General features: G+C 34.6%; 27 protein-coding genes and 1 riboswitch. Of the genes, 18 read left to right on the top strand and 9 right to left on the bottom strand.

The genetic code is table 11. The annotated features are described in order from the left end of the window. Positions 1-87: 87 nt before the first annotated feature. Complete coding sequence (locus L0669_RS08420) at positions 88-723, top strand: polysaccharide deacetylase family protein (RefSeq protein ID WP_173969187.1); 636 nt, start codon at positions 88-90, stop codon at positions 721-723. Between the two features lie 25 nt (positions 724-748). On the opposite strand, the gene L0669_RS08415 is transcribed toward L0669_RS08420, so the two are convergent. The 7 genes from L0669_RS08415 to L0669_RS08385 form a co-directional block, all read right to left on the bottom strand. Beyond that, on the bottom strand, positions 749-1,051 hold the full coding sequence (locus L0669_RS08415) for a thioredoxin family protein (protein WP_026728605.1): 303 nt from the start codon (positions 1,049-1,051) through the stop codon (positions 749-751). 74 nt (positions 1,052-1,125) lie between these two features. Next, entirely contained in the window at positions 1,126-2,361 is a 1,236-nt protein-coding gene (locus L0669_RS08410; protein ID WP_173969188.1) for a metallophosphoesterase, read from the bottom strand. A 174-nt stretch (positions 2,362-2,535) separates the two neighbouring features. Next, positions 2,536-2,724 (bottom strand): hypothetical protein, encoded by a 189-nt coding sequence (locus L0669_RS08405; RefSeq protein ID WP_065448131.1) that lies wholly within the window; start codon positions 2,722-2,724, stop codon positions 2,536-2,538. Between the two features lie 106 nt (positions 2,725-2,830). Beyond that, positions 2,831-4,171, bottom strand: a complete 1,341-nt coding sequence (locus L0669_RS08400; protein WP_263762738.1) for a sensor histidine kinase — start codon at positions 4,169-4,171, stop codon at positions 2,831-2,833. A 10-nt stretch (positions 4,172-4,181) separates the two neighbouring features. Next, positions 4,182-4,856 (bottom strand): response regulator transcription factor, encoded by a 675-nt coding sequence (locus tag L0669_RS08395; protein ID WP_263762736.1) that lies wholly within the window; start codon positions 4,854-4,856, stop codon positions 4,182-4,184. A gap of 189 nt (positions 4,857-5,045) precedes the next feature. Beyond that, entirely contained in the window at positions 5,046-5,228 is a 183-nt protein-coding gene (locus tag L0669_RS08390; RefSeq protein WP_263762734.1) for a hypothetical protein, read from the bottom strand. Between the two features lie 51 nt (positions 5,229-5,279). Further along, positions 5,280-5,477, bottom strand: a complete 198-nt coding sequence (locus L0669_RS08385) for a hypothetical protein (protein ID WP_263762732.1) — start codon at positions 5,475-5,477, stop codon at positions 5,280-5,282. Positions 5,478-5,816: 339 nt separating this feature from the next. On the opposite strand from L0669_RS08385, the gene polA reads away from it, so the two are divergent. Continuing rightward, complete coding sequence (polA, locus tag L0669_RS08380) at positions 5,817-8,663, top strand: DNA polymerase I (RefSeq protein WP_263762730.1); 2,847 nt, start codon at positions 5,817-5,819, stop codon at positions 8,661-8,663. Positions 8,664-8,703: 40 nt separating this feature from the next. Then, a complete protein-coding gene (locus L0669_RS08375; protein WP_263762728.1) occupies positions 8,704-9,213 on the top strand; it encodes a hypothetical protein in 510 nt (169 codons plus the stop codon). Between the two features lie 51 nt (positions 9,214-9,264). On the opposite strand, the gene L0669_RS08370 is transcribed toward L0669_RS08375, so the two are convergent. Continuing rightward, entirely contained in the window at positions 9,265-10,290 is a 1,026-nt protein-coding gene (locus L0669_RS08370; protein ID WP_173969193.1) for a LacI family DNA-binding transcriptional regulator, read from the bottom strand. Between the two features lie 197 nt (positions 10,291-10,487). Between L0669_RS08370 and L0669_RS08365 the strand changes: the two genes are divergently transcribed. The 6 genes from L0669_RS08365 to tsf all read left to right on the top strand — a co-directional run bounded on the left by L0669_RS08365 (position 10,488) and on the right by tsf (position 15,175). Continuing rightward, complete coding sequence (locus L0669_RS08365; RefSeq protein ID WP_173969194.1) at positions 10,488-11,234, top strand: ferritin-like domain-containing protein; 747 nt, start codon at positions 10,488-10,490, stop codon at positions 11,232-11,234. A gap of 26 nt (positions 11,235-11,260) precedes the next feature. Beyond that, complete coding sequence (locus L0669_RS08360) at positions 11,261-12,073, top strand: ferritin-like domain-containing protein (RefSeq protein ID WP_263762726.1); 813 nt, start codon at positions 11,261-11,263, stop codon at positions 12,071-12,073. 193 nt (positions 12,074-12,266) lie between these two features. Further along, positions 12,267-12,722, top strand: a complete 456-nt coding sequence (gene rplM, locus L0669_RS08355) for a 50S ribosomal protein L13 (protein ID WP_007808911.1) — start codon at positions 12,267-12,269, stop codon at positions 12,720-12,722. Continuing rightward, complete coding sequence (gene rpsI, locus L0669_RS08350) at positions 12,722-13,108, top strand: 30S ribosomal protein S9 (protein ID WP_099710716.1); 387 nt, start codon at positions 12,722-12,724, stop codon at positions 13,106-13,108. Before rplM ends, rpsI begins: the two co-directional genes overlap by 1 nt. Before the next feature lie 176 nt (positions 13,109-13,284). Next, a complete protein-coding gene (gene rpsB, locus L0669_RS08345; protein WP_083693453.1) occupies positions 13,285-14,076 on the top strand; it encodes a 30S ribosomal protein S2 in 792 nt (263 codons plus the stop codon). Between the two features lie 136 nt (positions 14,077-14,212). After that, complete coding sequence (gene tsf / locus L0669_RS08340) at positions 14,213-15,175, top strand: translation elongation factor Ts (protein ID WP_263762724.1); 963 nt, start codon at positions 14,213-14,215, stop codon at positions 15,173-15,175. A gap of 374 nt (positions 15,176-15,549) precedes the next feature. Here the strand turns inward: tsf and L0669_RS08335 are convergent, their stop codons facing one another. Further along, entirely contained in the window at positions 15,550-17,667 is a 2,118-nt protein-coding gene (locus L0669_RS08335) for a M3 family metallopeptidase (RefSeq protein ID WP_263762722.1), read from the bottom strand. A gap of 180 nt (positions 17,668-17,847) precedes the next feature. Here L0669_RS08335 and L0669_RS08330 point away from each other — a divergent pair, with 180 nt between their 5' ends. The 9 genes from L0669_RS08330 to L0669_RS08290 all read left to right on the top strand — a co-directional run bounded on the left by L0669_RS08330 (position 17,848) and on the right by L0669_RS08290 (position 25,080). Further along, positions 17,848-18,528 carry a queuosine precursor transporter gene (locus L0669_RS08330; protein ID WP_263762721.1) on the top strand — a complete coding sequence of 227 codons (681 nt, stop codon included), beginning with the start codon at positions 17,848-17,850 and terminating at the stop codon, positions 18,526-18,528. After that, positions 18,525-19,166 (top strand): hypothetical protein, encoded by a 642-nt coding sequence (locus L0669_RS08325; protein ID WP_263762718.1) that lies wholly within the window; start codon positions 18,525-18,527, stop codon positions 19,164-19,166. Before L0669_RS08330 ends, L0669_RS08325 begins: the two co-directional genes overlap by 4 nt. Then, positions 19,166-19,738 (top strand): DNA-3-methyladenine glycosylase I, encoded by a 573-nt coding sequence (locus L0669_RS08320; protein ID WP_263762716.1) that lies wholly within the window; start codon positions 19,166-19,168, stop codon positions 19,736-19,738. The genes L0669_RS08325 and L0669_RS08320 overlap by 1 nt, the downstream gene beginning before the upstream one ends. 120 nt (positions 19,739-19,858) lie before the next feature. Further along, a riboswitch (TPP riboswitch) is annotated at positions 19,859-19,956 on the top strand. A gap of 85 nt (positions 19,957-20,041) precedes the next feature. Beyond that, on the top strand, positions 20,042-20,248 hold the full coding sequence (thiS, locus tag L0669_RS08315; RefSeq protein WP_173969200.1) for a sulfur carrier protein ThiS: 207 nt from the start codon (positions 20,042-20,044) through the stop codon (positions 20,246-20,248). Between the two features lie 263 nt (positions 20,249-20,511). Then, positions 20,512-22,335 (top strand): phosphomethylpyrimidine synthase ThiC, encoded by a 1,824-nt coding sequence (thiC, locus tag L0669_RS08310; protein WP_263762713.1) that lies wholly within the window; start codon positions 20,512-20,514, stop codon positions 22,333-22,335. Between the two features lie 47 nt (positions 22,336-22,382). Next, positions 22,383-22,973, top strand: coding sequence for a thiamine phosphate synthase (locus L0669_RS08305; RefSeq protein WP_263762711.1), 591 nt, complete (start codon positions 22,383-22,385; stop codon positions 22,971-22,973). Next, complete coding sequence (locus L0669_RS08300; protein WP_263762709.1) at positions 22,940-23,695, top strand: hydroxymethylpyrimidine/phosphomethylpyrimidine kinase; 756 nt, start codon at positions 22,940-22,942, stop codon at positions 23,693-23,695. Before L0669_RS08305 ends, L0669_RS08300 begins: the two co-directional genes overlap by 34 nt. Further along, the gene (locus L0669_RS08295; RefSeq protein ID WP_263762707.1) at positions 23,685-24,323 is read left to right on the top strand and encodes a thiamine phosphate synthase; all 639 of its coding nucleotides are present in this window, start codon (positions 23,685-23,687) and stop codon (positions 24,321-24,323) included. Before L0669_RS08300 ends, L0669_RS08295 begins: the two co-directional genes overlap by 11 nt. After that, the gene (locus L0669_RS08290; RefSeq protein ID WP_302774267.1) at positions 24,304-25,080 is read left to right on the top strand and encodes a thiazole synthase; all 777 of its coding nucleotides are present in this window, start codon (positions 24,304-24,306) and stop codon (positions 25,078-25,080) included. The genes L0669_RS08295 and L0669_RS08290 overlap by 20 nt, the downstream gene beginning before the upstream one ends. Positions 25,081-25,151 lie beyond the last annotated feature (71 nt).

Genomic DNA, 25,151 nt, shown 5'->3' with positions numbered 1-25,151 from the left:
GAAAAACATAGCAATTAAAAAAATGCAGCGCAACTTGATAAATAGCGCTGCATTTTTTATTTTTACATATCTGTAAAACAAATTAAAATGAGCTTTTATTGGGTAAAAACAAATTCATTCATCAAAAGGGTATTTTCTAAATATTGTTGGGACATTCCAAACAACGAAAAGAAAATATACCTAACCTTTGATGATGGCCCAACTCCCGAGATTACAGACTGGGTTTTATCTGAATTGAAAAAGTTTGATGCAAAGGCTACTTTCTTTTGTATTGGAAAAAACATAAAAGCCAATTTAGCTTTATTCGAAAAACTTCTTACAGACGGACACGCAATAGGAAACCATACCATGAACCACGTTAATGGATGGAAAAGCAACAATGACGACTATATTGAAAACGTTAAGAATTGTGCTGCCGTTTTAGAAGAAGAAAAAACATGCAACCTTATATTTCGCCCGCCTTACGGGAAAATTAAAAAAGCACAATCTAAAATCCTAAGAAAATTGGGGTACAAGATTATTATGTGGGATGTTTTAAGCGCTGATTTTGATCAGACGATTACTCCTGAAAAGTGCCTTGAAAATGTTACTAAAAATGTAAAATCAGGAAGCGTAATTGTGTTTCATGACAGCATAAAAGCGTCACCTAATTTAAAGTTTGCCTTGCCTAAAACTTTACACTTTTTAAAGGAAAATGGCTATACATTTGACATTATTCACTAAATAACCTCAAACAAAAAGTAGTATTTTATTGATTGAATTGTTCCTGGACAATTCCGATGATGGTATTGGCATCAAGTTCTCCGGATTGTCTCCAGATCATTTGCCCCTCTTTATAAATCATTAAAGTAGGCAATCCTTTTATACGTAAAGCTTCTGCAAGCTCCTGATTTTTATCTACATCAATCTTAATCACTTTGGCTTTATCGCCTAGCGCAGCCGCAACATCCTTAATAACAGGATGCATCGATACAGATGATTCGTTCCAATCTGTGTAAAAATCAATTAACACCGGAACCTGAGCATTTATAAGTTCTCCAAATTTTGACATAAAACCAAAAATTTAATTCTTTTTTATTCTGTTAAAAAGAGATAATTATATACAAATGTAGCATTTTTAACGAATTAAGCCACATTGTTCCCTTTTTTTAGTTCAATCACTGTTATTTCAGGCATGATACCAACTCGCCCCGGATAAGCGTGAAAACCAAATCCGCGATTTACATAAACGTATCGGCCAACATTTTCGTATAATCCGGCCCATTGTTTATAAATGTACTGCGCCAGACTCCATTTAAAATATCCCGGAATTTCAATTCCAAACTGCATTCCATGAGTATGACCCGCTAAAGTCAAATGAAAGTTTTTAGGATGATTTTTAATCTCATACTCCCAATGACTCGGATCATGACTCATTAAGACTTTAAAATCGTCCTGATGCACGTTTTGAGAGGCTTTATTTAAATCTCCGGCCTTTTTAAAATTGTGACCCCAATTCTCTACTCCAATCAGCGCAATTTTATCATCGCCTTTTTGAATATAAGTATGTTCGTTTAATAAAAGCTCAAAACCTATTTGTCCGTAAAGATTTTTAATTTCTTTGAAGTTTTCGTCTTTTTCTTTTTCAGAAGGCCACGTTACATATTCGCCGTAATCATGATTTCCTAAAACTGAAAACTTCCCGTATTTATAATCTTTTATTCTATTAAAAGTCTCCAACCACGGATGCATTTCTTTAGCATGAGTATTTACAATATCTCCGGTAAATAAAATCATATCTGCCTCTTGCTCATTAATCAAATCAATGGCATAATTTATTTTGTCCGGATTATCAAAACTTCCGCTATGAACGTCTGAAATCTGAGTAATTTTAAACCCATCAAAAGCGTCCGGTAAATCAGGAAAATAAATCGTCTGCCTGAAAACTTTAAAATTATATTTACCTTCAAAAATTCCGTAAATCAGCGATAAAAAAGGAACAGCAGCCAAACCTAATGCTATCTGACTCACAAACTTTCGTCTGTTTGGCATCATCTCAGAACGCGGTGTGTTATACATGAAATAATTCAGGATACTTGCTCCTATTCTAAAAATATCTTCTCCAAACATCACAAGTGTCAAAACTATTTTTGGCACATAAACCAATAACATCAACCCCATTGTAAACATGGTTTGCTTGGTTTGCCCAACAGAACGATCAAATTGCGTAAAAGAGTAAATGATAAAAATTAAAAGCAGTAAACTTATAATTTGATAACTCACCAAAACCCATCTCAATTTCACTAAGGTACGAAAGGCTTGATAAGAATAGAACTCAATAAATAAAAAAAGAGCACATAGAATTATAAAACGAATGATCATTATTTATAGTTTTAAGCAAAGTAACAAAGAATGAAATTTCAAATGGTTTTTATTATCAAAAATTTAACTCAATAAGAACAAAAAGCTGATAGATTTCTCTACCAGCTTTTTCTCTACCAAATTTTTTAAAACCTTTATAATCCACAACACGGTTTACATCAAACCTGTATTGTTTTATTTTTTAGCTTCTGGTTTAGCTGCTTCTGCTTTAACTTCAGCTTTTTTCGCTTTTTTGTCTGCTTTTTTCTCTTTTTTAGGAGCTTTTGCTTCTTTTGCCGGAGTTGTTTGTGCTGGAGTTGTTTGAGCGCTTACCATTGCAGTTGTTCCTAAAACAGCTACTGCTAACATTACTAATTTTTTCATGATTGAAGTGTTTATGATTATTATTATTTTCATTTATTATACCTCAAAGATATATACGCTAAATGAAGACAAAATGAAGATTGCACTACTTTGAAAAAATTAACGTTTAATTGTGTTTTATAATCTCAGGAAACAGCAATACAAAGGTTGTACCTTCATCAGGAGTCGAAGAAACCTTTATCTCGATATGATGAAAAGAGGCAATACTATCAGCAATAGCAAGCCCTAACCCCTGCCCTTCCTGATCTGAACTAATTCTGGCAAACCTGCTGAATATTTTTTCGATTTGAGAAGCATTCATTCCAATTCCGGAATCTGCTATCGAAATAAAATAACGTTCCTCTACAAAACCATCTGTAACTATAATGCTCCCGTTTGGTTTATTGTACTTTATGGCGTTCGTTACCAGATTATAAATTAAAATATGAATCAGGGTTTTATTTCCTGTAAAGGAAAAATCATGCTCCATTTTATTTATAAACTGAATTTCCCTATCATCAATTCGATCTTGCAAATCTTCCTGAAGATCTGTAATAATTTCATGAAAATTCACTTCTTCATTCGCTTCGTACTGATTGTTTTCGATTCTGGAAATCAGCAATAAATTATTGATGATTTTTTTTAGCATATCAAGAGTTCGCAATGAACCCGCAATTTTATCAAAAGCATTATCATCTAAAGAATCATTTTGAAGCAAATTCTCGAACTTGTTTTTAAGCAACGCAATAGGCGTCAACAATTCATGCGAAACATTTGATATAAATTGTTTTTCTTTTTTAAAAAGTTCCGCAATACGATCCATCATCTGATTTAAAACAAAATCAAGTTCCCTAAAATCTCTCGATCTTGCTTTTATGGGTGTATGATCAAAAGCTTCAGGTTCGTTGACACGTCTTATTTTAGTATCAATAATTTTGTAGAAAGGCTTCAGTAAATATTCAATATAAAAAGTATCGGCCAAAAAAGTAATCAGCAAAATAACCACAAAGACAATTATAATAAAGAACCTGATGATAAAAGTAAGATCTTTTACCTCACCAAGACTACTTCCTATTTCGAGTTGATATCCCTGATTATCGTATGTAAAATGATACTGAAGAATGCGATACTCATTTTCTTCTCCTTCTATAATGCGATATTCATTGGTAAAAACAGCTTTCTTTTGATTTGCTTTTTTTACAGAAGATTTAGAAAGTACTAAAAACTCACTGTGTAGTGTAGAAAATTGCGAGTAGGTTTCAGTCGAATCGTCTTCATTTTCTATAAAATCATCAATTTCATTTCGATCCAAATGCTGTATGAACTTTTGTTTCTTCTCCAGCAATCCGTTATTAATATGTCGGTAAACAACATTTTCTACCAGAATAGGCAACATTAGCCATAAAACCAAAATCACTAACAATCTGGTTAGCGCATTAAAAATAGCCAATTGATGCTTTATCTTCACAATGTTTTATTTACTCATTAATACGATAACCAACATTTCTAACGGTTTCAAACCAATCTATAGTGGTGTGTTTGTCTAGTTTTTTTCGAAGATTTCGAACATGAACATCAATAAAATTAGAATCTGAATTTACTTCGAGAATATCGCCCCAAATATGTTCGGTTAATTGTAATCTGGTAATTACGCGATTTTTATTAAGCACTAAATACTGAAAAATATCAAACTCTTTTTTGGTAAGACTGATCGGAATATTATCGTAACTCACTTTATAATCCTGAAGCTGTAATAAAAAACCATGAATGCTCAAGCTGTTCACGGTAAAACCATGAATTCTTCGAATTACAGCAAATAATCTTGCACTAAGTTCCGTTAGCGCAAAAGGTTTGGTCAAATAATCATCGGCTCCTAAATGCAGCCCATTTATTCTGTCGTCTAACTCTCCTCTGGCCGTAAGCACAATAACAGCTATTTTTGATTTTGTTTTTCGAACTGTTTGCAAAACCTCAAATCCATCTCCGTCAGGCAAGCCAAGATCAAGAAGCATCGCATCATAATCGTTACTATTTACTTCTTCAAGAGCATCGCTGCAATTATGAGCAATCTTGCAAACGTAACCTACGTTGCATAAAAAATCATAAACCTCTACGGCAAGTTCTTTATTATCTTCAACAATTAGAATATTCATAATACAGCGTTTAAGCGCAACTAAATTTAAGCAATTCTAAAAAAAATATTGCGCAATATTAAAAAAATTAACGAATCAAAAAAAGCTGATAAATTTCTTTATCAGCTTTCGCCATCTGCATTCTCATAATCATTACTTCTGTTTTGCCTCCTTTACAATTCTTCGAAAGCAAAACGAAAACAATTTCTATTATTTTACTTTAGCTGCCTCTGCTTTTGGAGCTTCTGTTTTTGCTTTTTTATCAGCTTTATTTTTGTGGTGTTTTGTTGCTTTAACTTCTTTTGCAGGCGCTGCCGGAGCTGGAGTTGTTTGAGCACTTACCATTGCAGTTGTTCCTAAAACTGCTACTAATAACATCAATAATTTTTTCATGATTTCTAAATTTTTAAATTAATTAACCTTTTGTTTTATAATAACCTTTTCTTATTTTTTTACTTTAGCAGTCTCTACTTTAGTAGCTTCGCTTTTTTCTGATTTTACTTTTTTATCAGATTTTGTTTTTGGATGTTTTGTTGCTTTAACTTCTTTTGCAGGAGCTGCTTTAACATCTTTTGCAGGAAACGCACTAACCATTACACTTGTGCCTAAAACTGCCACTAATAACATCAATAAATTTCTCATGATTTCTATTATTTAAAAAATTAATTCCTTTTATTTTATAGATCAAATGTACCCCTGTAATATGAAGACAAAATGAAGAAATCTCTTATCATAATTATTTTAACTTGACATTAACTATTGGTGCTTTTTTCACCATATAAGTAATATAAGTTCATTTAATTTTATCAATGAAATGTTAGACGCACTGCTGTGCGTCTCTACAATCCTGTGCTTCTTTACAGAATGTGCGCTACTAGAATGAACTTATATTACCTATATAGTTGAAAACAAATTAAATTTTCAGAACCGAATCATTTTTAAAACCCAATTGTTTATTTTTACAGACTAATATTTTTTTTTATGTCAACTCAAAAACGTCTTTTTCTTCTCGATGCTTATGCACTAATTTTTCGTGGTTATTATGCCTTTATAAAAAACCCCCGAATTAATTCAAAAGGAATGGATACATCAGCGATCATGGGATTCATGAATTCGCTTTTAGATGTTATTAAACGTGAAAAACCAGACCATTTGGCTGTAGCTTTTGACAAAGGCGGAAGCCAATTACGTAACGAAATATTCCCTGAATATAAAGCAAATCGCGACGTTACGCCCGAAGCGATTAAAATTGCCGTACCTTATATATGTGAGCTATTAAAAGCCATGCACATTCCGATTATTCAGGTTGAAGGTTTTGAAGCCGATGATTTGATTGGAACAATTGCCAAACAAGCTGAAAAAGAGAACTATAAAGTTTTTATGGTAACTCCTGATAAGGATTTTGCTCAATTAGTATCAGAGAATATCTTCATGTACAAACCAGCCCGTATGGGTAATGGTATTGAAATTTGGGGTGTTCCTGAGGTTCTGGCCAAATTTGAAATCGAAAGACCGGAACAGGTAATTGACTTTCTGGGTATGATGGGTGATGCTGCCGATAATATTCCTGGACTTCCGGGAGTTGGAGAAGTAACAGCCAAGAAACTTTTGAAAGAATTTGGAACAATGGAAAATCTTTTAGCGAATACAGATAAGCTGAAAGGAAAAATGAAAGAGAATATTGAAGCTAATAAAGAGAAAGGATTACTTTCTAAAACATTAGCCACAATATTATTAGATTGCCCGGTAACTTTTAATGAAGATGATTACGAGTTAACCCGTCCTGATATCGAAAAAACTGACGCTATTTTTCAGGAATTGGAATTTAGAAGAATGGCGGAACAATTTGATAATTTATTTAAAGTAGGCGGCGGAAATGAACTTGCAAATACAGCACAGCCAGCAGACCCTAAATTATATAAAAAACCACAACCTAAAAACGAGGATCAATTTGATCTTTTTGGAGGCGGTGCAACTACCGATGAAAACACTGAGGAAAGAACTTCATTTTACAATAATTTAGAAAATACACCTCACTCCTATCAGGCTGTTGAAGGCGATTTAGGAATTAAATTACTAATTCAAAATTTACAAAAACAGACTGCCGTTTGTTTTGATACCGAAACTACTGGTTTAGATGCTTTACATGCTGAATTGGTAGGAATGTCTTTTGCTTACGAAAAAGGAAAAGCATTTTACGTTCCGTTTCCGGAAAGTCAGGAAGAAGCTCAGACTTTAGTAGATAAATTTAAACCGTTTTTTGAGAATGAAAACATCGAAAAAATTGGTCAGAATTTAAAGTACGATCTAAAAATCCTTTCTAATTATGGCGTTGTTGTAAAAGGAAAACTTTTTGATACCATGATTGCGCATTATTTGATTAATCCGGATATGCGTCATAATATGGATATTTTAGCCGAAACGTATCTAAAATATTCTCCAAAATCAATTGAAACTTTAATTGGCAAAAAAGGTAAAAACCAAATCACCATGCGTGACGTCGCTCTTGAAGACATCAAGGAATATGCCGCTGAAGATGCCGATATTACATTACAATTAAAAGAACTTTTTACTACTGAATTAGACAAAACCGAAACTAAAAAGTTATTTGACGAAATCGAAATTCCGTTAGTAAGCGTTTTAGCCGACATGGAAACAGAAGGAATTCGTTTGGATGTTGAGTTTTTAAGTGTAATGTCTAAAGAAATGGACATTGAGATTAAATCTCTTGAAGAAAAAATATACGAGACTGCCGGTGAGAAATTTAATCTTGCTTCTCCAAAACAATTAGGAGATATTTTATTTGATAAAATGAAAATTGGTGGAGCTAAACAAAAGAAAACCAAAACTGGTCAATATGCGACTGGCGAAGAAGTTTTAACGTATTTGGCAAATGACAATCCAATTGTAAAACAAATTCTGGATTGGCGTCAGATGGTAAAACTTCAAAGTACTTATATTTTGGCTTTACCGGAACAAGTAGACAAAAAGACTTTACGCGTTCATACTGATTATATGCAAACTGTTGCTGCAACGGGTCGTTTGAGTTCTAATAACCCGAACTTACAAAATATCCCGATTCGTACTGAAAGAGGCCGCCAGATTCGTAAAGCTTTTGTCGCTCGCGATGAAAACCATACTTTAATCTCTGCCGATTACTCGCAAATAGAATTAAGAATTATTGCTGCCTTAAGTGGAGAAGAAAATATGATTGCCGCTTTCCAGAACGGAGAAGACATTCACAAAGCTACGGCTTCAAAAGTATTTGATGTGCCGTTAGACGAAGTTTCACGCGAACAAAGAAGCAATGCCAAAACGGTAAACTTTGGTATTATATATGGTGTTTCTGCTTTTGGGTTAAGCAATCAAACTTCATTATCCCGTAGCGAAAGTGCCGCTTTGATCGAAGCGTATTACAAAACATATCCAAGATTGCGTTCTTATATTAATGAACAAATAGAGTTTGCACGCGAAAAAGGATATGTACAAACCATCCTAGGTCGTCGCAGATATTTAAAAGACATTAATTCTGCCAATGCTGTAGTTCGTAGCGCTGCCGAAAGAAATGCCGTAAACGCACCAATTCAGGGAAGCGCTGCCGATGTTATTAAAATCGCGATGATCAACATTCATAAAAAATTAAAAGAAGAAAACTGGAAATCTAAAATGTTACTTCAGGTACATGATGAGCTTGTGTTCGATGTTCACAATGATGAACTAGAAAAAATTCAACCAATGATTAAACACGAAATGGAAAATGCATTTATGATGAGTGTTCCTTTAGATGTTGAACTTGGTTTAGGTAAAGACTGGTTAGAAGCGCATTAATTTATTTTAGATTTATAAACAAACTAAATTGTGGCTTTTAATGAGGAAAAGAAAAATCTTAATTAAGATATTTTTTATTTTAATGATATTGGGAATTCCCGAATTTGGTAATGCTCAAATAAATGATGAAAATATTAGATTAAAAGTTCTTCATAAAAATGTTGTCGGAAAAGAATTTGTTTTTGGAAAATGGAATGAGAAAGGGGGAACAGAAACCTCTTTAACCTATCTAGGAAGCTTAAAAACAGACAAAGGAAAAACTTATAAGATTATGAAGTATGTCTGGACTTGGGGTTTATCATACAGGTCTACTAGCAGAATTTTAATATTCAATAGTAAAAATCAATATTTAGGAAATTATTATATTTCAACAGAGAGTGATTTACCAAAAGAAATTAAAAATGGTATTTTAGTTTTTAATAATACCGATTCTGAGTGTGATAAAAAGATTTTTTCAAAAGTAAGTTTCAAAAATGGGCTGCCTAAAAAAATCTTTGTAGAATGTAAAAATGGCTACGGAAGTTCTTATGAATTTGATGGAACCAATTAATAAATCATAAAAAAAACCATCAGCAGAAACTGATGGTTTTTTTATTTAATATTATTTTTTTCTTGTCGATTCTCTTTCTTTCAACTTCGTCTTAATAACGATAGTTTCATAATCCGAAGTTTCTTCTTCAGACTCTTCTAAACGTTTTATTAATTGCTTAGCTGCAACTTCTCCAATTTCGATTCCGTGTTGACTTACGGTTGTTAAACTTGGTGATAAACGTCTTGAAGCTAAAATTCCATCGGCAAAACCAATGATCGAAATATCTTCAGGAACTTTATATCCTTTTTTCAAACTTACACGTAATGCAGCAACTGAATCATTTTCATCCAAAGCAAAAATAGCGTCGATTTTGTTATCGAAAATAGCATCAATTTTAGCTTTCATATCATCCTCAGAATCGGTACGTAGAATAATCTTCTCATTTACCGGAATATTATTATCAGCCAAAGCTTTTAAATATCCATCTGCTCTTAATTTTCCAACACTTAAATTATCAACCGAAGAAATTAAGGCGATATTTTTACATCCCAAATTAATCAAATGCTGCGTTGAGTTTAAAGCTGAATCGAAATCATCAACTACCACTTTATCACATTCTACTTCATCAGCAATACGATCAAACATCACGATTGGAGTTCCGTCGTTTATAATTGCAGAGAAATGAGTATAATCCTGTAATTTTTGAGCCTCTTCAGAAACAGACAAAATGAATCCGTCAATTGTTCCGTTACTCAACATTTCAAGTGTATGAATTTCTTTCTCTAAAGATTCGTTCGAAATACATGTAATTACGTTATATCCTTTTTTATCGGCTACTTTTTCGATACCACTAAACACCTTAGCAAAAAAGGAGTTTAATATATTAGGTATAATTACACCAATTGTTTTCGTTTTACGGTTCTTTAAATTTAAACCAATAACATTCGGCTTATAATTTTTGAGTTTGGCATACTCCTTAATCTTCACCTTCGTTTGCTCACTAATCTCCGGACTGTCATTTAACGCCTTAGAAACTGTAGAAACAGAAACACCTAATTCTTTCGCAATTTGTTTTAGAGTTGCTTTAGCTTTCATTTAAAAATAATTTTTATGTAATTAATACAAATATAGTAGAATTACCTAAAATAAAACAAAAAACACCTACCAGTATTTGAATTTGTAAGGTCTTTTTAAAATAATTTTAAAATAGTGCCATTTTTCAAAACCGCCTCTCTTAAAATTACGTTAATAACTTAATACATGTTATTAACCTTTTTTAAAAAACCTAGATTATGAAAAACGAAGTTAAAATTCATGAAGTTGATCCTTCATTGAATAACAGAAGGAGCTTCTTAAAGCTCAGTGGCTTAGCACTAGCAGGCGCAGGTCTTGTAATAGCTGGCTGCAGCGACAATGATCATGATAACGATATGGAAGACACATCATTACCAGGTGTAAAAAATGGTGTTTTTGATTTAGGCTCTGGAGATTTTGGAGTATTAACCTATGCTTATGCTCTTGAACAACTAGAAGCCGACTTTTATACTAAAGTTGTAAACTCTACAAGTTTCAATACTACATTTAATGATATTGAACGTCAGGTTCTAACTGATTTGTATCATCACGAAGTAATTCACAGAGATTTTTTCAAAGCTGCTTTATCCGGGGCACTACCAAATCCAAGCGCGCAATTACTTCCTACTTTAGCTTTTAATTATGGTTCTTTAAATTTCAACAGCCGTACTGAAGTTCTTGCTACAGCAAAAGCTTTAGAAGACACAGGAGTTGCTGCTTATAATGGAGCCGGAAAACTAATTAAAAGCGCCGACTATTTACTATTAGCAGGAAAAATTGTTTCGGTAGAAGCCCGACATGCATCCGCTATTAGAAGTTTGATCAATCCTAATTCTAAGGATTTTGCTGGTGACGATATTATTAGCACCTCTACTGGTTTGGATGTTGCTAAAGATCCTTCTAAAATTTTACCAATTGCCGGAGGCTTTATTACCACAAAATTTACTGCCAAATACTTACCTTAATCTTAACTAGCTAAAACTTAGAAATTATGAATATTTTAAAATTTATAGAAACATTTACTGATGACAGCTTAATGAGAAGCACTGGCTCTAGAAGAGATAGTTTTAATCAGTTTGGAAACATAGGAAAAACTTTGGCATATGCATCAATTCCGTTTGGATTATCTGCCATGGCTAATAAAGCATTAGCAAAAGATATTACTCCAACACCGGCTACACCTATTGGAGCTTTGCAATTTGCATTGACCTTAGAATACCTGGAAAACGAATTTTATGCTATGGCATTAGATTCAGGAGTAATTCCTGCATCAGAAAATGGCGGGCGGGATTTAAAAGTTTTTCAGCAAATAGCAGCACATGAGTCAAGTCATGTTAAGTTTTTAATTGCAGGATTGGGAGGACCAGGAGGTGCAAACTTCGTTGCTAAACCTACTTTTGATTTTACTGTGGGCGGAGCATTTGACCCGTTTGGCAACTATCAAACCTTTTTAGCATTGGCACAAGCTTTTGAAGACACAGGAGTAAGAGCATACAAAGGTCAGGCAGGAAATTTAATTTCTACGCCAGACTTATTGACTGCTGCACTACAAATTCATTCTGTAGAAGCGCGTCATGCCTCTGAAGTACGAAGACTACGCGGATTAAAAGGATGGATTACAAATGACGAAAGAGGCGCAGGAATGCCATCTGCAACACAAGCAGTTTATGCTGGCGAAGGAGTAACTGTTCAGGCAGGATTCAACACAGCCGCAGCATTTGGAGCTGCCGCAGGATCAGAAGCTTACGACGAGCCGCTTAACACACAACAAGTTGTTGATATTGCCAATTTATTCATTGTTTAGCAAAAACAATTCTAAATATTGAACCACCTTCGCGTTATTGTGAAGGTGGTTTTTTTTTATTGTTTTAAATACAAAACTGACACGCTGATTTTCAGCATATAAAATATTCTTTTAAGGTATTTGGTTTTAAAATAATTAATTGTACTTTTGCATCCCCTTTATTGGGGATGGAATGTTTAATTAAAATAATATTATGGACGCATTAAGCTACAAGACAATTTCAGCTAGCAAAGCCACTGTAACTAAAGAGTGGATTGTTGTTGATGCAGAGGGTCATAACTTAGGTCGTCTTGCTTCAAAGGTTGCAATGATCTTAAGAGGTAAGTACAAGCCAAGTTACACACCACACGTTGACTGTGGAGATAACGTAATTGTTATCAACTCAGAAAAAATTAACCTTACAGGTACAAAAATGAATGACAAAATTTACATGCGTCATACAGGTTACCCAGGAGGACAAAGAACTTTAACTGCTAAAGTATTGCAATCTAAAAACCCTGCATTATTAGTAGAAAAAGCTGTAAAAGGAATGTTACCTAAAAACAAATTAGGTGCTGAACTTTTTAGAAATCTAAATGTTGTTGTAGGATCTGAGCACAAACAAGGAGCTCAAAAACCTAGAACTGTTAACCTAAACGATCTTAAGTAATGGGAGTTATTCACAAAATCGGTAGAAGAAAAACCGCTGTTGCACGTGTATATGTTTCTGAAGGAACAGGAAAAATCACTGTAAACAAAAAAGAATTCGCAACTTACTTTCCAACTGCAACTTTACAATACAAAGTTTTACAACCATTGTCTATGACAGAAAATGTAAACAACTTTGATGTAAAAGTAAACGTTTACGGAGGTGGTTCAACTGGTCAGGCAGAAGCTGTAAGAATGGCATTAGCACGTGTTATGTGTGAAGTAAATGCTGAAAACAGAGGTATCCTTAAACCAGAAGGTTTATTAACAAGAGATCCAAGAATGGTTGAACGTAAGAAATTCGGTCAGAAGAAAGCTCGTAAGAGATTCCAATTCTCTAAACGTTAATATTACCTGTCTTGTTCAATTAGAACAAGACATGATCAATTATTTATTGAAATTAAAAAACACAGTTGTTGTTGCTCTCCTATCGAGGTAGGAAATAGTTTAGCATCTAAATGTATAAAGCCTGGGAAACCGCCATTTATACATTGCTAATCAACAGAACGTAAACTAGTACAAAAATGGCAAACAAAATAGAAGTAAAAGACTTACTAGAAGCAGGTGTTCACTTTGGACACATGACTAGAAAATGGGACCCAAACATGGCCCCTTACATTTATATGGAGCGTAATGGTATTCACATTATCAATCTATATAAAACTGCAGCTAAAATTGAAGAAGCTAACGAAGCTTTGAAAAAAATCGCTGCATCAGGTAGAAAAATCTTATTCGTAGCTACCAAAAAACAAGCAAAAGACATCGTTGCTGAAAAAGCAAAAGCTGCAAACATGCCTTACATCACTGAAAGATGGCCTGGTGGAATGCTAACTAACTTTGTAACTATCAGAAAGGCAGTTAAAAAAATGTCTTCTATTGATAAAATGAAGAAAGATGGTACTTTCATGACGTTATCTAAAAAAGAGCGTTTGCAAGTTGATCGTCTACGTGCGAAACTAGAGAAAAACTTAGGTTCAATTGCTGACATGTCTAGACTACCAGCTGCATTGTTCGTAGTAGATATCAAAGCTGAACATATCGCAATAAAAGAAGCACAAAAATTAAACATTCCAGTTTTCGCAATGGTTGATACGAATTCTGACCCAAGAGAGGTTGATTACGTTATTCCTGCAAATGATGATGCTTCTAAATCAATTGACAAAATTTTATCTTTAGTTACTGCTGCTGTAATCGACGGTCTTTCTGACAGAGGTTCTGACAAAGAAACTGAAGCTACAACAGAAGAAGCTACTGCTGCTCCTGCTGTAGAAGCTGCGCCAGCTGTTGAAGCTGCTGCTCCTGCAACTGAAGAATAAATCAAATTTAAATTCCAAATTTTAAATTCTAAAATCCAAACACAAATTAAAAACGTTATGTTGATAATTTAATAAAATTGGAGTTTAGAATTTAAAAGATGGAATTTTTACTTTTAACATTAAAATTCAAAATATTATGGCAACAATTACTGCTGCAGACGTAAATAAATTAAGACAATCTACAGGTGCCGGAATGATGGACTGTAAAAAAGCTTTAGTTGAGGCTGACGGAGATTTCGATAAAGCTATACAAGTCCTTAGAGAAAAAGGACAAAAAGTTGCTGCTAACCGTTCTGACCGTGAGTCTTCTGAAGGAGCTGCTGTTTCTTTTATCAATGCTGACAATACTAAAGGAGCTATCATCACTTTAAACTGCGAAACTGATTTCGTAGGTAAAAATGAGGCTTTCGTAACTTTAGCTAAAGAATTAGTAGAAAGAGCTATTAACTTCTCTTCTAAAGAAGAATTTTTAGCTTCAGATTTCAACGGAATTACTGTTGCTGAAAAATTAATCGAGCAAACTGGAGTTATCGGAGAAAAAATCGAAATCGGTGGTTTCGAAATTTTAGAAGGTGCTTTCGTTGGATCTTATGTTCACGTTAACAAAATTGCTGCATTAACTGCAATTTCTGCTGCAATTCCTAACGCTGACGTTTTAACTAAAGATGTTTCTATGCAAGTTGCTTCTATGGGAGCTGATACATTATCTTACAAAGATTTTGATCCTGCTTTCGTTGAATCTGAACTTGCTGCTCGTATTGCTGTAATCGAAAAAGATAATGAAGAAGCTAAACGTTTAGGAAAAACTTTAAAAAATGTTCCTAAATATATTTCTTTCTCTCAATTGACTGAAGAAGTTTTAAAACAAGCTGAAGAAGATGCTAAAGCTGAATTAAAAGCTGAAGGTAAACCAGAACAAATTTGGGACAAAATTATCCCAGGAAAAGTGCAACGTTTTATCTCTGACAACACTACTTTAGATCAAGAGAAAGCTTTGTTAGATCAAAACTTTATCAAAGATGATAGTAAAAAAGTTGGTGATTACGTTAAAGGATTCAACGTTGAAATCACAGGTTTCAAAAGAGTTACTTTAGGTTAATATATTATTTCAATATAAAAAGCCCTGAATATTTATTTATTCAGGGCTTTTTTTTGTTTTAATGGTTTTCAAAAGAGCTTTGTCAAAGTTTAAAACTTTGATTCCAATATTTTTTTATAAAACTCAAATTTTAAGCAGATATACTCATTTTTGTCATTTCGAGGAACGAGAAATCTTCGCAAGAAGCTCCGCAACGAGAGCCCTAGCTTTGTAGAGTTACTCACGAAGATTTCTCGTTCCTCGAAATGACAATGACTGTGGTTATTTTGTGCAAAACTAAAACGACTTAAGATCTTTAAAAAAAAAACTATCAACCTCATAAAAAAATCCCTGCATAAAATAATATGCAGGGATTTTATTAAAAATTTAATCTCTTATTTTTTATCCTTAATCGGGAAATTTCTTGCACGCATTAAAGCATCAGATTTAGGAGCTCTTCCTCTAAAGTTTTCATAAGCTTTCTCCTGATCGATAGTGTTTCCTACGCTAAAAACATTATCATAAAGACGTTTTGCCACATCTTTATCATAAGGACCTTTTCCTTCTGTAAAAGCTTCCCAAGCATCTGCATTGATAACATCAGCCCATAAATAGCTATAATATCCGGCAGCATAACCATCACCAGAGAAAATATGTCCGAATTGAGGAATTCTATGACGCATTACAATTTCTGACGGCATACGAAGCGCCTCTAATGTCTCTTTTTCGAATTTATGAGGATCAATAGGTGAAGTCGTTAAATGTAGCTTCATATCGATCAAAGAACTAGAAATCGTTTCTACAGTAGAGAAACCTTCACCAAAATTAGATGCTTTTTCGATTCTGTCTACCAATGATTGTGGCAATGGTTGATTTGTTTTATAATTTAAAGCAAATTTATTCAACACTTCAGGAGTAGCCAACCAGTGCTCTAATAATTGAGACGGGAATTCTACATAATCTCTCGCAACAGATGTTCCTGCAAGACTTGGATACGTTACATTAGAACATAATCCGTGAAGCGCGTGCCCAAATTCATGAAAAAGAGTTGTTGCATCTTCCCAAGAAATTAAAACTGGCTCGTTTCCTGTTCCTTTTATAAAATTACAGTTATTAGACACAATTGTCAGAACCTCGCCATCCATTCTTTGTTGATCACGATATGCATTCATCCATGCACCAGAACGTTTTCCTGCACGTGCATAAGGATCAAAATACCATAATCCAACAACTTTGCCGGTTAGCTTGTTGCTTACTTCCCAAACGCGTACATCTGGATGATAAACTGGAACATCGGTAATTTGTTTGAAACTTAAATTGAACAATTCTCCCGCAACCCAAAACATACCTTCACGTAAGTTTTCTAATTGCAAATAAGGCTTCACCTCATTTTGATCTAAATCGTATTTTGCTTTTCTAACTTTTTCAGCATAATAACGGTAATCCCAAGGCTGAATTTTAAATTTACCACCTTCGGCATCAACAATCTTCTGCATCTCGGCAACATCCTGATGTACTTTTTCTACAGCCGGTTCCCAAACGGACATCATTAAATCTATTGTTTTCTTAGGATCTTTTGCCATTTTGTTAGACAAACTCCAATCAGCAAAAGTAGGGAAACCTAATAATTTTGCTTTTTGTGTGCGCAATTGTAAAATAGAAACTAATGTAGCGTTATTATCGTTTGCATTACCATTATCACCACGCTTAACAAAAATGTCAAATGCTTTTTCTCTTAAATCTCTACGGGTCGAGAAAGTCAAAAATGGCTCAATAGACGAACGTGTGTTTGCAACACAACCTAAAACATCTAACTTTCTGCTTTTTGCTTCAGCAATTGCAGCATTTTTTACTTCAGCCGGTAAACCATCAAAATCACTTTCGGTTTTTAAAGCCACGTATTGATTGTGCTCTTCTGCTAATAAATTTTGACTGAATTTAGTAAAAAGACTTGCCAGTTCCTGATTAATCTTAGCTACTTTTTCTTTGTCCTGTACGCTTAATTTAGCTCCTTCACGAACAAAATCAGTGTAGTACAACCAAATCAAACGTTGTTGCTCACTCGTAAGTTTTTTGCTTTCTTTTGAGTTGTATAAAGTCTCTATTCTGGTAAATAATTTTTTATTTTGTAAAACTTTGTCATTAAAAGCAGAAAGTTTAGGAGACATTTCCGTTTCGACAGCGTCAAATTCAGGAGTACTTAAAGTAGAACCATAAATTCCGTAAACGGTATAAATTCTGGATATTGTTTTTCCTGAACGCTCTAAAGCAGCAATTGTATTATCAAAAGTTGGTGCTTTCGGATTATTTGCAATAGCATCAACCTCGTTTAGTTTTTCCTGAATCGCAAATTCAAGTGCTGGTTTAAAATCTGAAACCTTGTACTCATTAAAAGCAGGAACTCCACCATAAGGACCTGTCCATTTTTTCAACAATGGATTATCAGAATTGTTTTGCGCAGTGGCCGTAAATAAAGTTGTCCCCATGAGAAAAATTGTAATTAATTTCTTCATTATCATTAATTTGATTTAAAATAAAATAAAACATGTTATTGTTTCAAATGTAACTAAAAATCAGCATTCAAAATAAAATTTTAACTTTCACATTTACCTCACACCTTATTTAATTTAATAATTAACCATTCTCAATTATAAAAGAAATAGTTTAAATTTGGCATATTATTTACCACTAAGATGTTTAAAACCCGAAAAGAAATTGTTTTTGTCGTTCTGGCAGGAATCTTTATAACGAATGCTGTTGTCGCTGAACTAATTGGAGGAAAATTAATTCAGGTTGGACCATTTGTAATGAGTATTGGTATTTTGCCTTGGCCTGTCGTTTTTTTAACCACAGATTTAATCAATGAATATTTTGGCGAAAAAGGAGTGAAAAAACTATCTTTTATTACCGCTTGTCTAATTGCTTATGCTTTTCTAATACTATTTATGGCAATTGTAATTCCCGCCGCAAAAGGAATTAGCCCCGTAAACGACGAGCAATTTTTAGCCGTTTTTGGGCAAAGTATGTGGATAATTGTAGGTAGCTTAATTGCCTTTATGGCATCACAATTAATTGATGTTTGGATTTTCTGGTTCTTTAAAAGACGAACCGGAGAAAGAAAAATTTGGCTTAGAACAACCGGATCAACTGTAGTTTCGCAACTATTTGATTCTTTTATTGTACTCGGAATCGCCTTTTGGTTACCCGGAAAAATCAATTTCGACACCTTTCTTTCCTCTGCTTTAATTGGCTACACATTCAAATTAACGATAGCTATTTTATTGACTCCGCTGATTTATGTTGGACATCATTTAATTAAAAAATATCTTGACGAAGAGAAATCTGCAGAGAAAAAAGAAGATACTATCGAATGAAAAATCAAAATCTAATTGTACTAGTTTTCGTTTCCTGTCTTCTTATTGGTTGTAATAAAAATGATCGCGAAAAAATATTACAATCAACTACAAGCATTTCTGACAAGATAAAAGACATTTCAAAAAGCACGGCCGAAACCATAACAGCTGTTACAGATTCGATTACAAAAACATTTGTGCCAAAGAAAATAAAAAACAACAAAACTATTACAGAAGAGGCAAGCATTGTAAAAGACAGTATTGAAATAGAAAATCCGGATAACGAAAAACTCAAAGGTTTTAGCTATTTTAGAAAATTACTGTTGACTTGTAAAACCGGAGAAACATTAACCCAAAAAGAATTAATCGAAGACCATAACATCCCGAAAGAAGGCGTAAAATTAATTAAAAGCATCACTAAAACTGCCGAAGACGAAATAGCCATTAAATGGAAATCGACCTGGTTTGTCGAAAAAATTTCGGATGCTAAATTTACAGATGCGCGAATGAAAATTAAATTCGAAGCTAACAAAATGTACACCTCGGGAAAAGCAATCGGAATAAAGTACAACAAAAAGATTTACAACGATTTAATCATCATCGGGAACTCAGCCTATATTCCTTCTGTAAAAGGGTATCACTGGAAAATTGGAAAATAATGGAAAATACAGATCTAGTAAGATGCGGTTGGTGTTCTGCCAGCGATTTATACAAAAAATACCATGACGAAGAATGGGGCAAACCCGTTTACGACGATGAGTCATTATTCGAGTTTTTAATTCTCGAAACCTTTCAGGCAGGATTAAGCTGGATCACAATTCTAAACAAAAGAGAAAATTTCAGAACCGCTTTTGATCATTTCGATTATAAAAAAATAGCCCAGTATCCCGAAGAAAAAATCGAAGCATTACTTCAGGACACCGGAATTATTCGCAACAAATTAAAAATCCGTTCAGCAGTTACAAACGCTCAGGCCTTCATGAAAATTCAGGAAGAATTTGGCAGTTTCTCTACTTATATCTGGAAATTCACCAACGGAAAACCCATCAACAACAATCCCAAAACATTAAAAGACGTTCCTGCCACTACTCCACTTTCAGACGAAATCAGTAAGGATTTAAAAAAAAGAGGCTTTAAATTCGTAGGTTCAACCGTAATTTACGCGCACATGCAAGCCACCGGAATGGTTAACGATCATATCGAAGATTGCTTTACCAGAAACGAGAAATAGTCTCAGTTTTTAGTCTCAGTCACAGTCTCAGTTTTCAGTTTTTTGAAAACTAATATTTTAAGGTAAAGACTGAAAACTGTTATTGAAAACTGAAAACTTTAAAAAAAACATTATATTTGCTTCACACTTTAGGGGTGTCTACAACATTGTAGGCTGAGATTTTACCCTCTGAACCTGATCTAGTTCATACTAGCGTAGGGAAAAGTAAGATGACTTCTGCGCGCATTTCTATGCGCAATTGTAGCCATTCCTAAGGTATAGATTCACCCAAGTGAATCTTAGATAAACCAAAAAAACAAAGGAATGGAACTAAAAATCAATCAACAAACAAAACATTTCAATGCTGAATCGCTAAGCGTTCAATCATTGCTCGATCTCGAAATTCCGCACAAACAAAACGGAATCGCCGTTGCCATCAACAACACCGTTGTTCCAAAAACAAACTGGAACCAACATCTCGTACACGAAACCGACGAAATTTTAATTATTTCAGCAACACAAGGAGGATAATACGGCTGCCTAAACGGGCTATCCGTTTCAAGTCCGCAGTCGTCAACCCAAAAAATATAGTCTTAGCAAATCTTCCGTTGGTCGCTTTCCTAATCCTTATTTTTTACGGTTTTCTCCTTTACGGGCTTTTCACTTCTATCCCTGGCAGAAAAACAAATCCCAAGAAATAAATTGCAAATTTCAATAAAAGAATAACTGAAAAAGACGCACTGCTTTGCGTCTCTACAATAACTCATAACGTATAACTCATAACTTCTTTTCCTATGACTACAGAAGAACAAATCTCCAGAACCCCTTTTCCTAATTCCAAAAAAGTTTATGTAAAAGGCGAAATTCACCCAATAGAAGTAGCCATGCGCGAAGTAATACTTAGCGACACCAAGCTTTCTAATGGCGGAATCGAGAAAAATCCATCCGTAACAATTTACGACACTTCAGGACCATACACCGATCCTAACATCGAAATTGACATTCGCAAAGGATTACCAAGATTAAGAGAAGAATGGATTTTAAACCGAAATGATGTCGAAATCCTAAGCGAAATAACATCAGATTACGGACAAACCCGATTAAAAGATGAAAGCCTAAATCATCTTCGTTTCGAATATTTACATCAGCCAAAACGCGCCAAAAAAGGCGCCAACGTAACACAATTGTACTACGCAAAACAAGGCATTATAACTCCGGAAATGGAATATATCGCGATTCGTGAAAATCAGCGTATCGAATTGTTGAACGAACAAACCAAAGCCATGCAATGCCAACACAACGGACATAGCTTTGGAGCCAACACGCCAAAAAGCAAAATCACACCGGAATTCGTTCGTTCTGAAGTTGCCTGCGGAAGAGCCATTATCCCTAACAACATCAACCATCCCGAAAGCGAACCTATGATTGTGGGACGTAACTTCTTGGTAAAAATAAATGCCAATATTGGGAACAGCGCAGTAACATCGAGCATCGAAGAAGAAGTAGAAAAAGCCGTTTGGGCTTGCCGTTGGGGCGCTGACACGATTATGGATTTATCGACAGGAAAAAATATCCACGAAACCAGAGAATGGATCATTCGTAATTCACCGGTTCCAATTGGTACCGTTCCTATTTATCAGGCCTTAGAAAAAGTAAAAGGAATCGCCGAAGATTTAACCTGGGAAGTTTTTCGCGATACTTTGATCGAACAGGCAGAACAAGGTGTTTCATATTTCACCATTCATGCCGGAGTTTTATTACGTTACATTCATTTAACCGCAGATCGTGTTACCGGAATCGTTTCTCGTGGCGGATCGATCATGGCAAAATGGTGTTTATTTCATCACAAAGAAAACTTTTTATACACCCATTTCGAAGAAATCTGCGAAATCATGAAACAATATGATGTAGCCTTTTCTTTAGGCGATGGTCTACGTCCGGGTTCGATTGCAGATGCTAACGACGCCGCTCAATTTGCCGAATTGGAAACTCTTGGCGAACTAACCAAAATTGCCTGGAAACATGATGTACAGGTTTTTATAGAAGGTCCGGGTCACGTGCCTATGCACATGATCAAAGAAAACATGGACAAACAATTAGAACATTGTCATGAAGCGCCGTTTTATACTTTAGGGCCATTAACGACTGATATTGCACCGGGTTACGATCATATTACATCAGCAATTGGAGCCGCTATGATTGGTTGGTACGGTTGCGCTATGTTGTGTTATGTAACCCCAAAAGAACACCTTGGCTTACCCAATAAAAAAGACGTAAAAGATGGTGTTATCACCTATAAAATTTCTGCTCATGCCGCAGATTTAGCCAAAGGTCATCCGGGAGCACAATATCGCGACAATGCTCTAAGTAAAGCCCGTTTCGAATTCCGTTGGGAAGATCAGTTTAATTTATCATTAGATCCAGATACAGCGAGAGAATTTCACGATGAAACCCTTCCTGCAGATGGCGCAAAAGTAGCGCATTTCTGTTCGATGTGTGGACCAAAATTCTGCTCTATGAAAATATCTCAAGAAATACGTGATGTCGCTGCTGCCGAAAAAGGAATGCAGGAGAAATCAGAAGAGTTTATCGAGCAAGGAAAAGAGATTTATATCTAAGAGAAAATAGACGAGAGATTATAGAACAAAGAATATAGAGAATAGATATGATCGTAATTACCAATCCTTCTGCAATTGCAAACGAAATCAGTAGTATTGATTCCTTGTTTAAGGAAGGATTGTCTTTACTTCATATTAGAAAACCCCATTTTTCTGCGATCGAAATGGCTCAGTTTATTCATCAGATAAAACCCGAATATCGGGATCGTTTGGTAATACACCAACATCACGATTTAGCCGAAGATTTCGGGATTCACAGAATTCATTTTTCCGAAAAGAACAGAGAAAACAGTTTTTCAATTCGTTCGGATCAAAAGACATTTTCAACATCAACACATTCTATTGAGGATTTCAATTCCTTAGAAAATGATTTTGATTACGCCTTTTTAAGTCCTGTTTTTACAAGTATTTCCAAAGAAAATTATCATCCAAAAACAAACCTTTTTGAAGCTTTACAATCAAGAACAAACCACAATACAAAAGTCATTGCTTTAGGAGGAATCGACTCTAAAAACATTCAAAAAGCACTTGAAAACGGTTTTGATGATGTGGCTCTTTTAGGAAGTATCTGGAATAACGAAAACCCAATAAAACAATTCAAATTATGTCAACAAATCGCCCTTTCGTACTCAGTATAGCAGGTTTTGACCCCACTGGCGGTGCAGGTGTTTTGGCTGATGTCAAAACATTTGAGCAACATCAGGCTACCGGATTTGCGATTACAACTGCGAATACCATCCAGACAGAAAATGAATTTCTTGACATTGAATGGACCCATTTGAGTTTTGTAATTCGATCTATCGAGACCTTGTTTAAAAACTACAACATTCAATCTGTAAAAATTGGAATAATTCCTTCGTTAGACTATTTAAACCAAATTCTTTCGACAATAAAAGCCTTATCTCCAGCAACAAAAATTGTCTGGGATCCGGTTTTAAAATCGACTACAAAATTTGAATTTATGAAGATGAAAGATCAATTCGTCTTAAATCAGGTTTTATCTAAAATAGATTTGATTACACCTAATTACAACGAAATGGAGGTTTTATTTCCGGGATTTATTTCAGAGAAACTTTGGTTACAAAATCAAATTCCAACTTCTGTTTTATTAAAAGGCGGACACAATCCTACTGAAACAGGAACAGATCGTCTATTTTTTAAAAATGAAATTATTGACTTGCTTCCGTCTAAAGAAAAATGTTTTGAGAAACACGGTTCTGGCTGTGTATTATCGTCTGCAATTACAGCAAATTTAGCTTTGAATTTTCCCCTAATCGAAGCGTGTAAGAATGCTAAAACCTACATTGAAAAATACCTGAGTTCAACTTCAAATTTAATCGGATATCACTATGTACCATAAATTGCAATACATCTCACAAGGAAATACAATCGAAGAACAATTGTACAACATTCATCAGGCATTAGACGCTGGCTGTGATTGGGTACAAATGCGATTTAAAAATCAAAGCACCAAAGATACTTTTGCATTGGCGGAGGCCGTAAAATTTTTATGCGAAGAATATCTCGCCAATTTTATTGTAAACGATAATATTTATCTCGCACAGCAAATTGCTGCCGACGGCGTGCATTTAGGACTCACAGACATGAAAATAGAGGAAGCCAGAGCCATTTTAGGCAGCACCAAGATCATTGGAGGAACTGCCAATACTTTTGAAGATATCGAAAATCACGTAAAAAATGGCTGTGATTATATTGGTTTAGGACCATTTAGATTCACCAGTACAAAAGAGAAATTAAGTCCCATTTTAGGCTTATCAGGGTATTTTGATATTCTTGAAAAAATGAAAAAAAATAAAATAGAAATCCCGGTGTATGCCATTGGAGGAATCGATTTAAAAGATATAAGTCCGTTAATGGAAACAGGAATTCATGGCATTGCAGTTTCGGGAATGATTACAAACAGCGATCAAAAGAAAAAATTAATTCAACAATTAAACGAAAAGTTATATGCAAACGTCATTGTTTAAAATTGGAGACAAAACCTTAACCTCCCGCCTATTTTTAGGCACGGGTAAATTTGGTTCAAACTTTGAAATGGAAGAAGCTATTTTAGCCTCAGGAAGTGAGTTAGTGACTGTTGCTCTAAAACGCATTGATTTAGAGACAGAAACGGATACTATATTGTCGCATTTACAACATCCTAATATTCATTTATTACCGAATACTTCGGGCGCAAGAAATGCAAAAGAAGCCGTTTTTGCAGCACAATTAGCGAGAGAAGCTTTAGAAACAAACTGGCTGAAATTAGAAATTCATCCGGATCCTAAATACTTAATGCCGGATCCTATTGAAACCTTAAAAGCAACGGAAGAGCTCGCTAAACTTGGCTTTTTTGTTCTCCCTTATATTCATGCTGATCCTGTTTTGTGCAAACATTTAGAAAACGCAGGAACTTCGGCCGTTATGCCTTTGGGTTCGCCAATTGGAAGCAATAAAGGTCTTAAAACAATCGATTTTCTCGAGATTATAATCGAACAAAGCAATGTTCCCGTAATTGTAGACGCCGGAATTGGCGCCCCTTCTGATGCTGCAAAAGCAATGGAAATTGGTGCCGATGCTGTTTTGGTAAACACCGCAATTGCCGTAGCCGGAAATCCGAAATTAATGGCGGAGGCTTTTAAGGAGGCTGTAATAGCAGGCCGAAAGGCTTTTGAAGCACGTATTGCGAATCAGCATAATTATGCTGTGGCTTCTAGTCCTTTGACATCATTTCTTTACGAATAATTTAACCGCAAAGTTCGCAAGGTTTTTTCGCAAAGTTCGCTAAGCTTTGCGAACTTTTAGACAAACATAAA

The organism is Flavobacterium bizetiae (assembly GCF_024271895.1).
Classification (GTDB): domain Bacteria; phylum Bacteroidota; class Bacteroidia; order Flavobacteriales; family Flavobacteriaceae; genus Flavobacterium; species Flavobacterium bizetiae.
The sequence above is the reverse complement of the archived record's forward strand: the minus strand, read 5'-3'. Positions and strand labels throughout refer to the sequence as shown.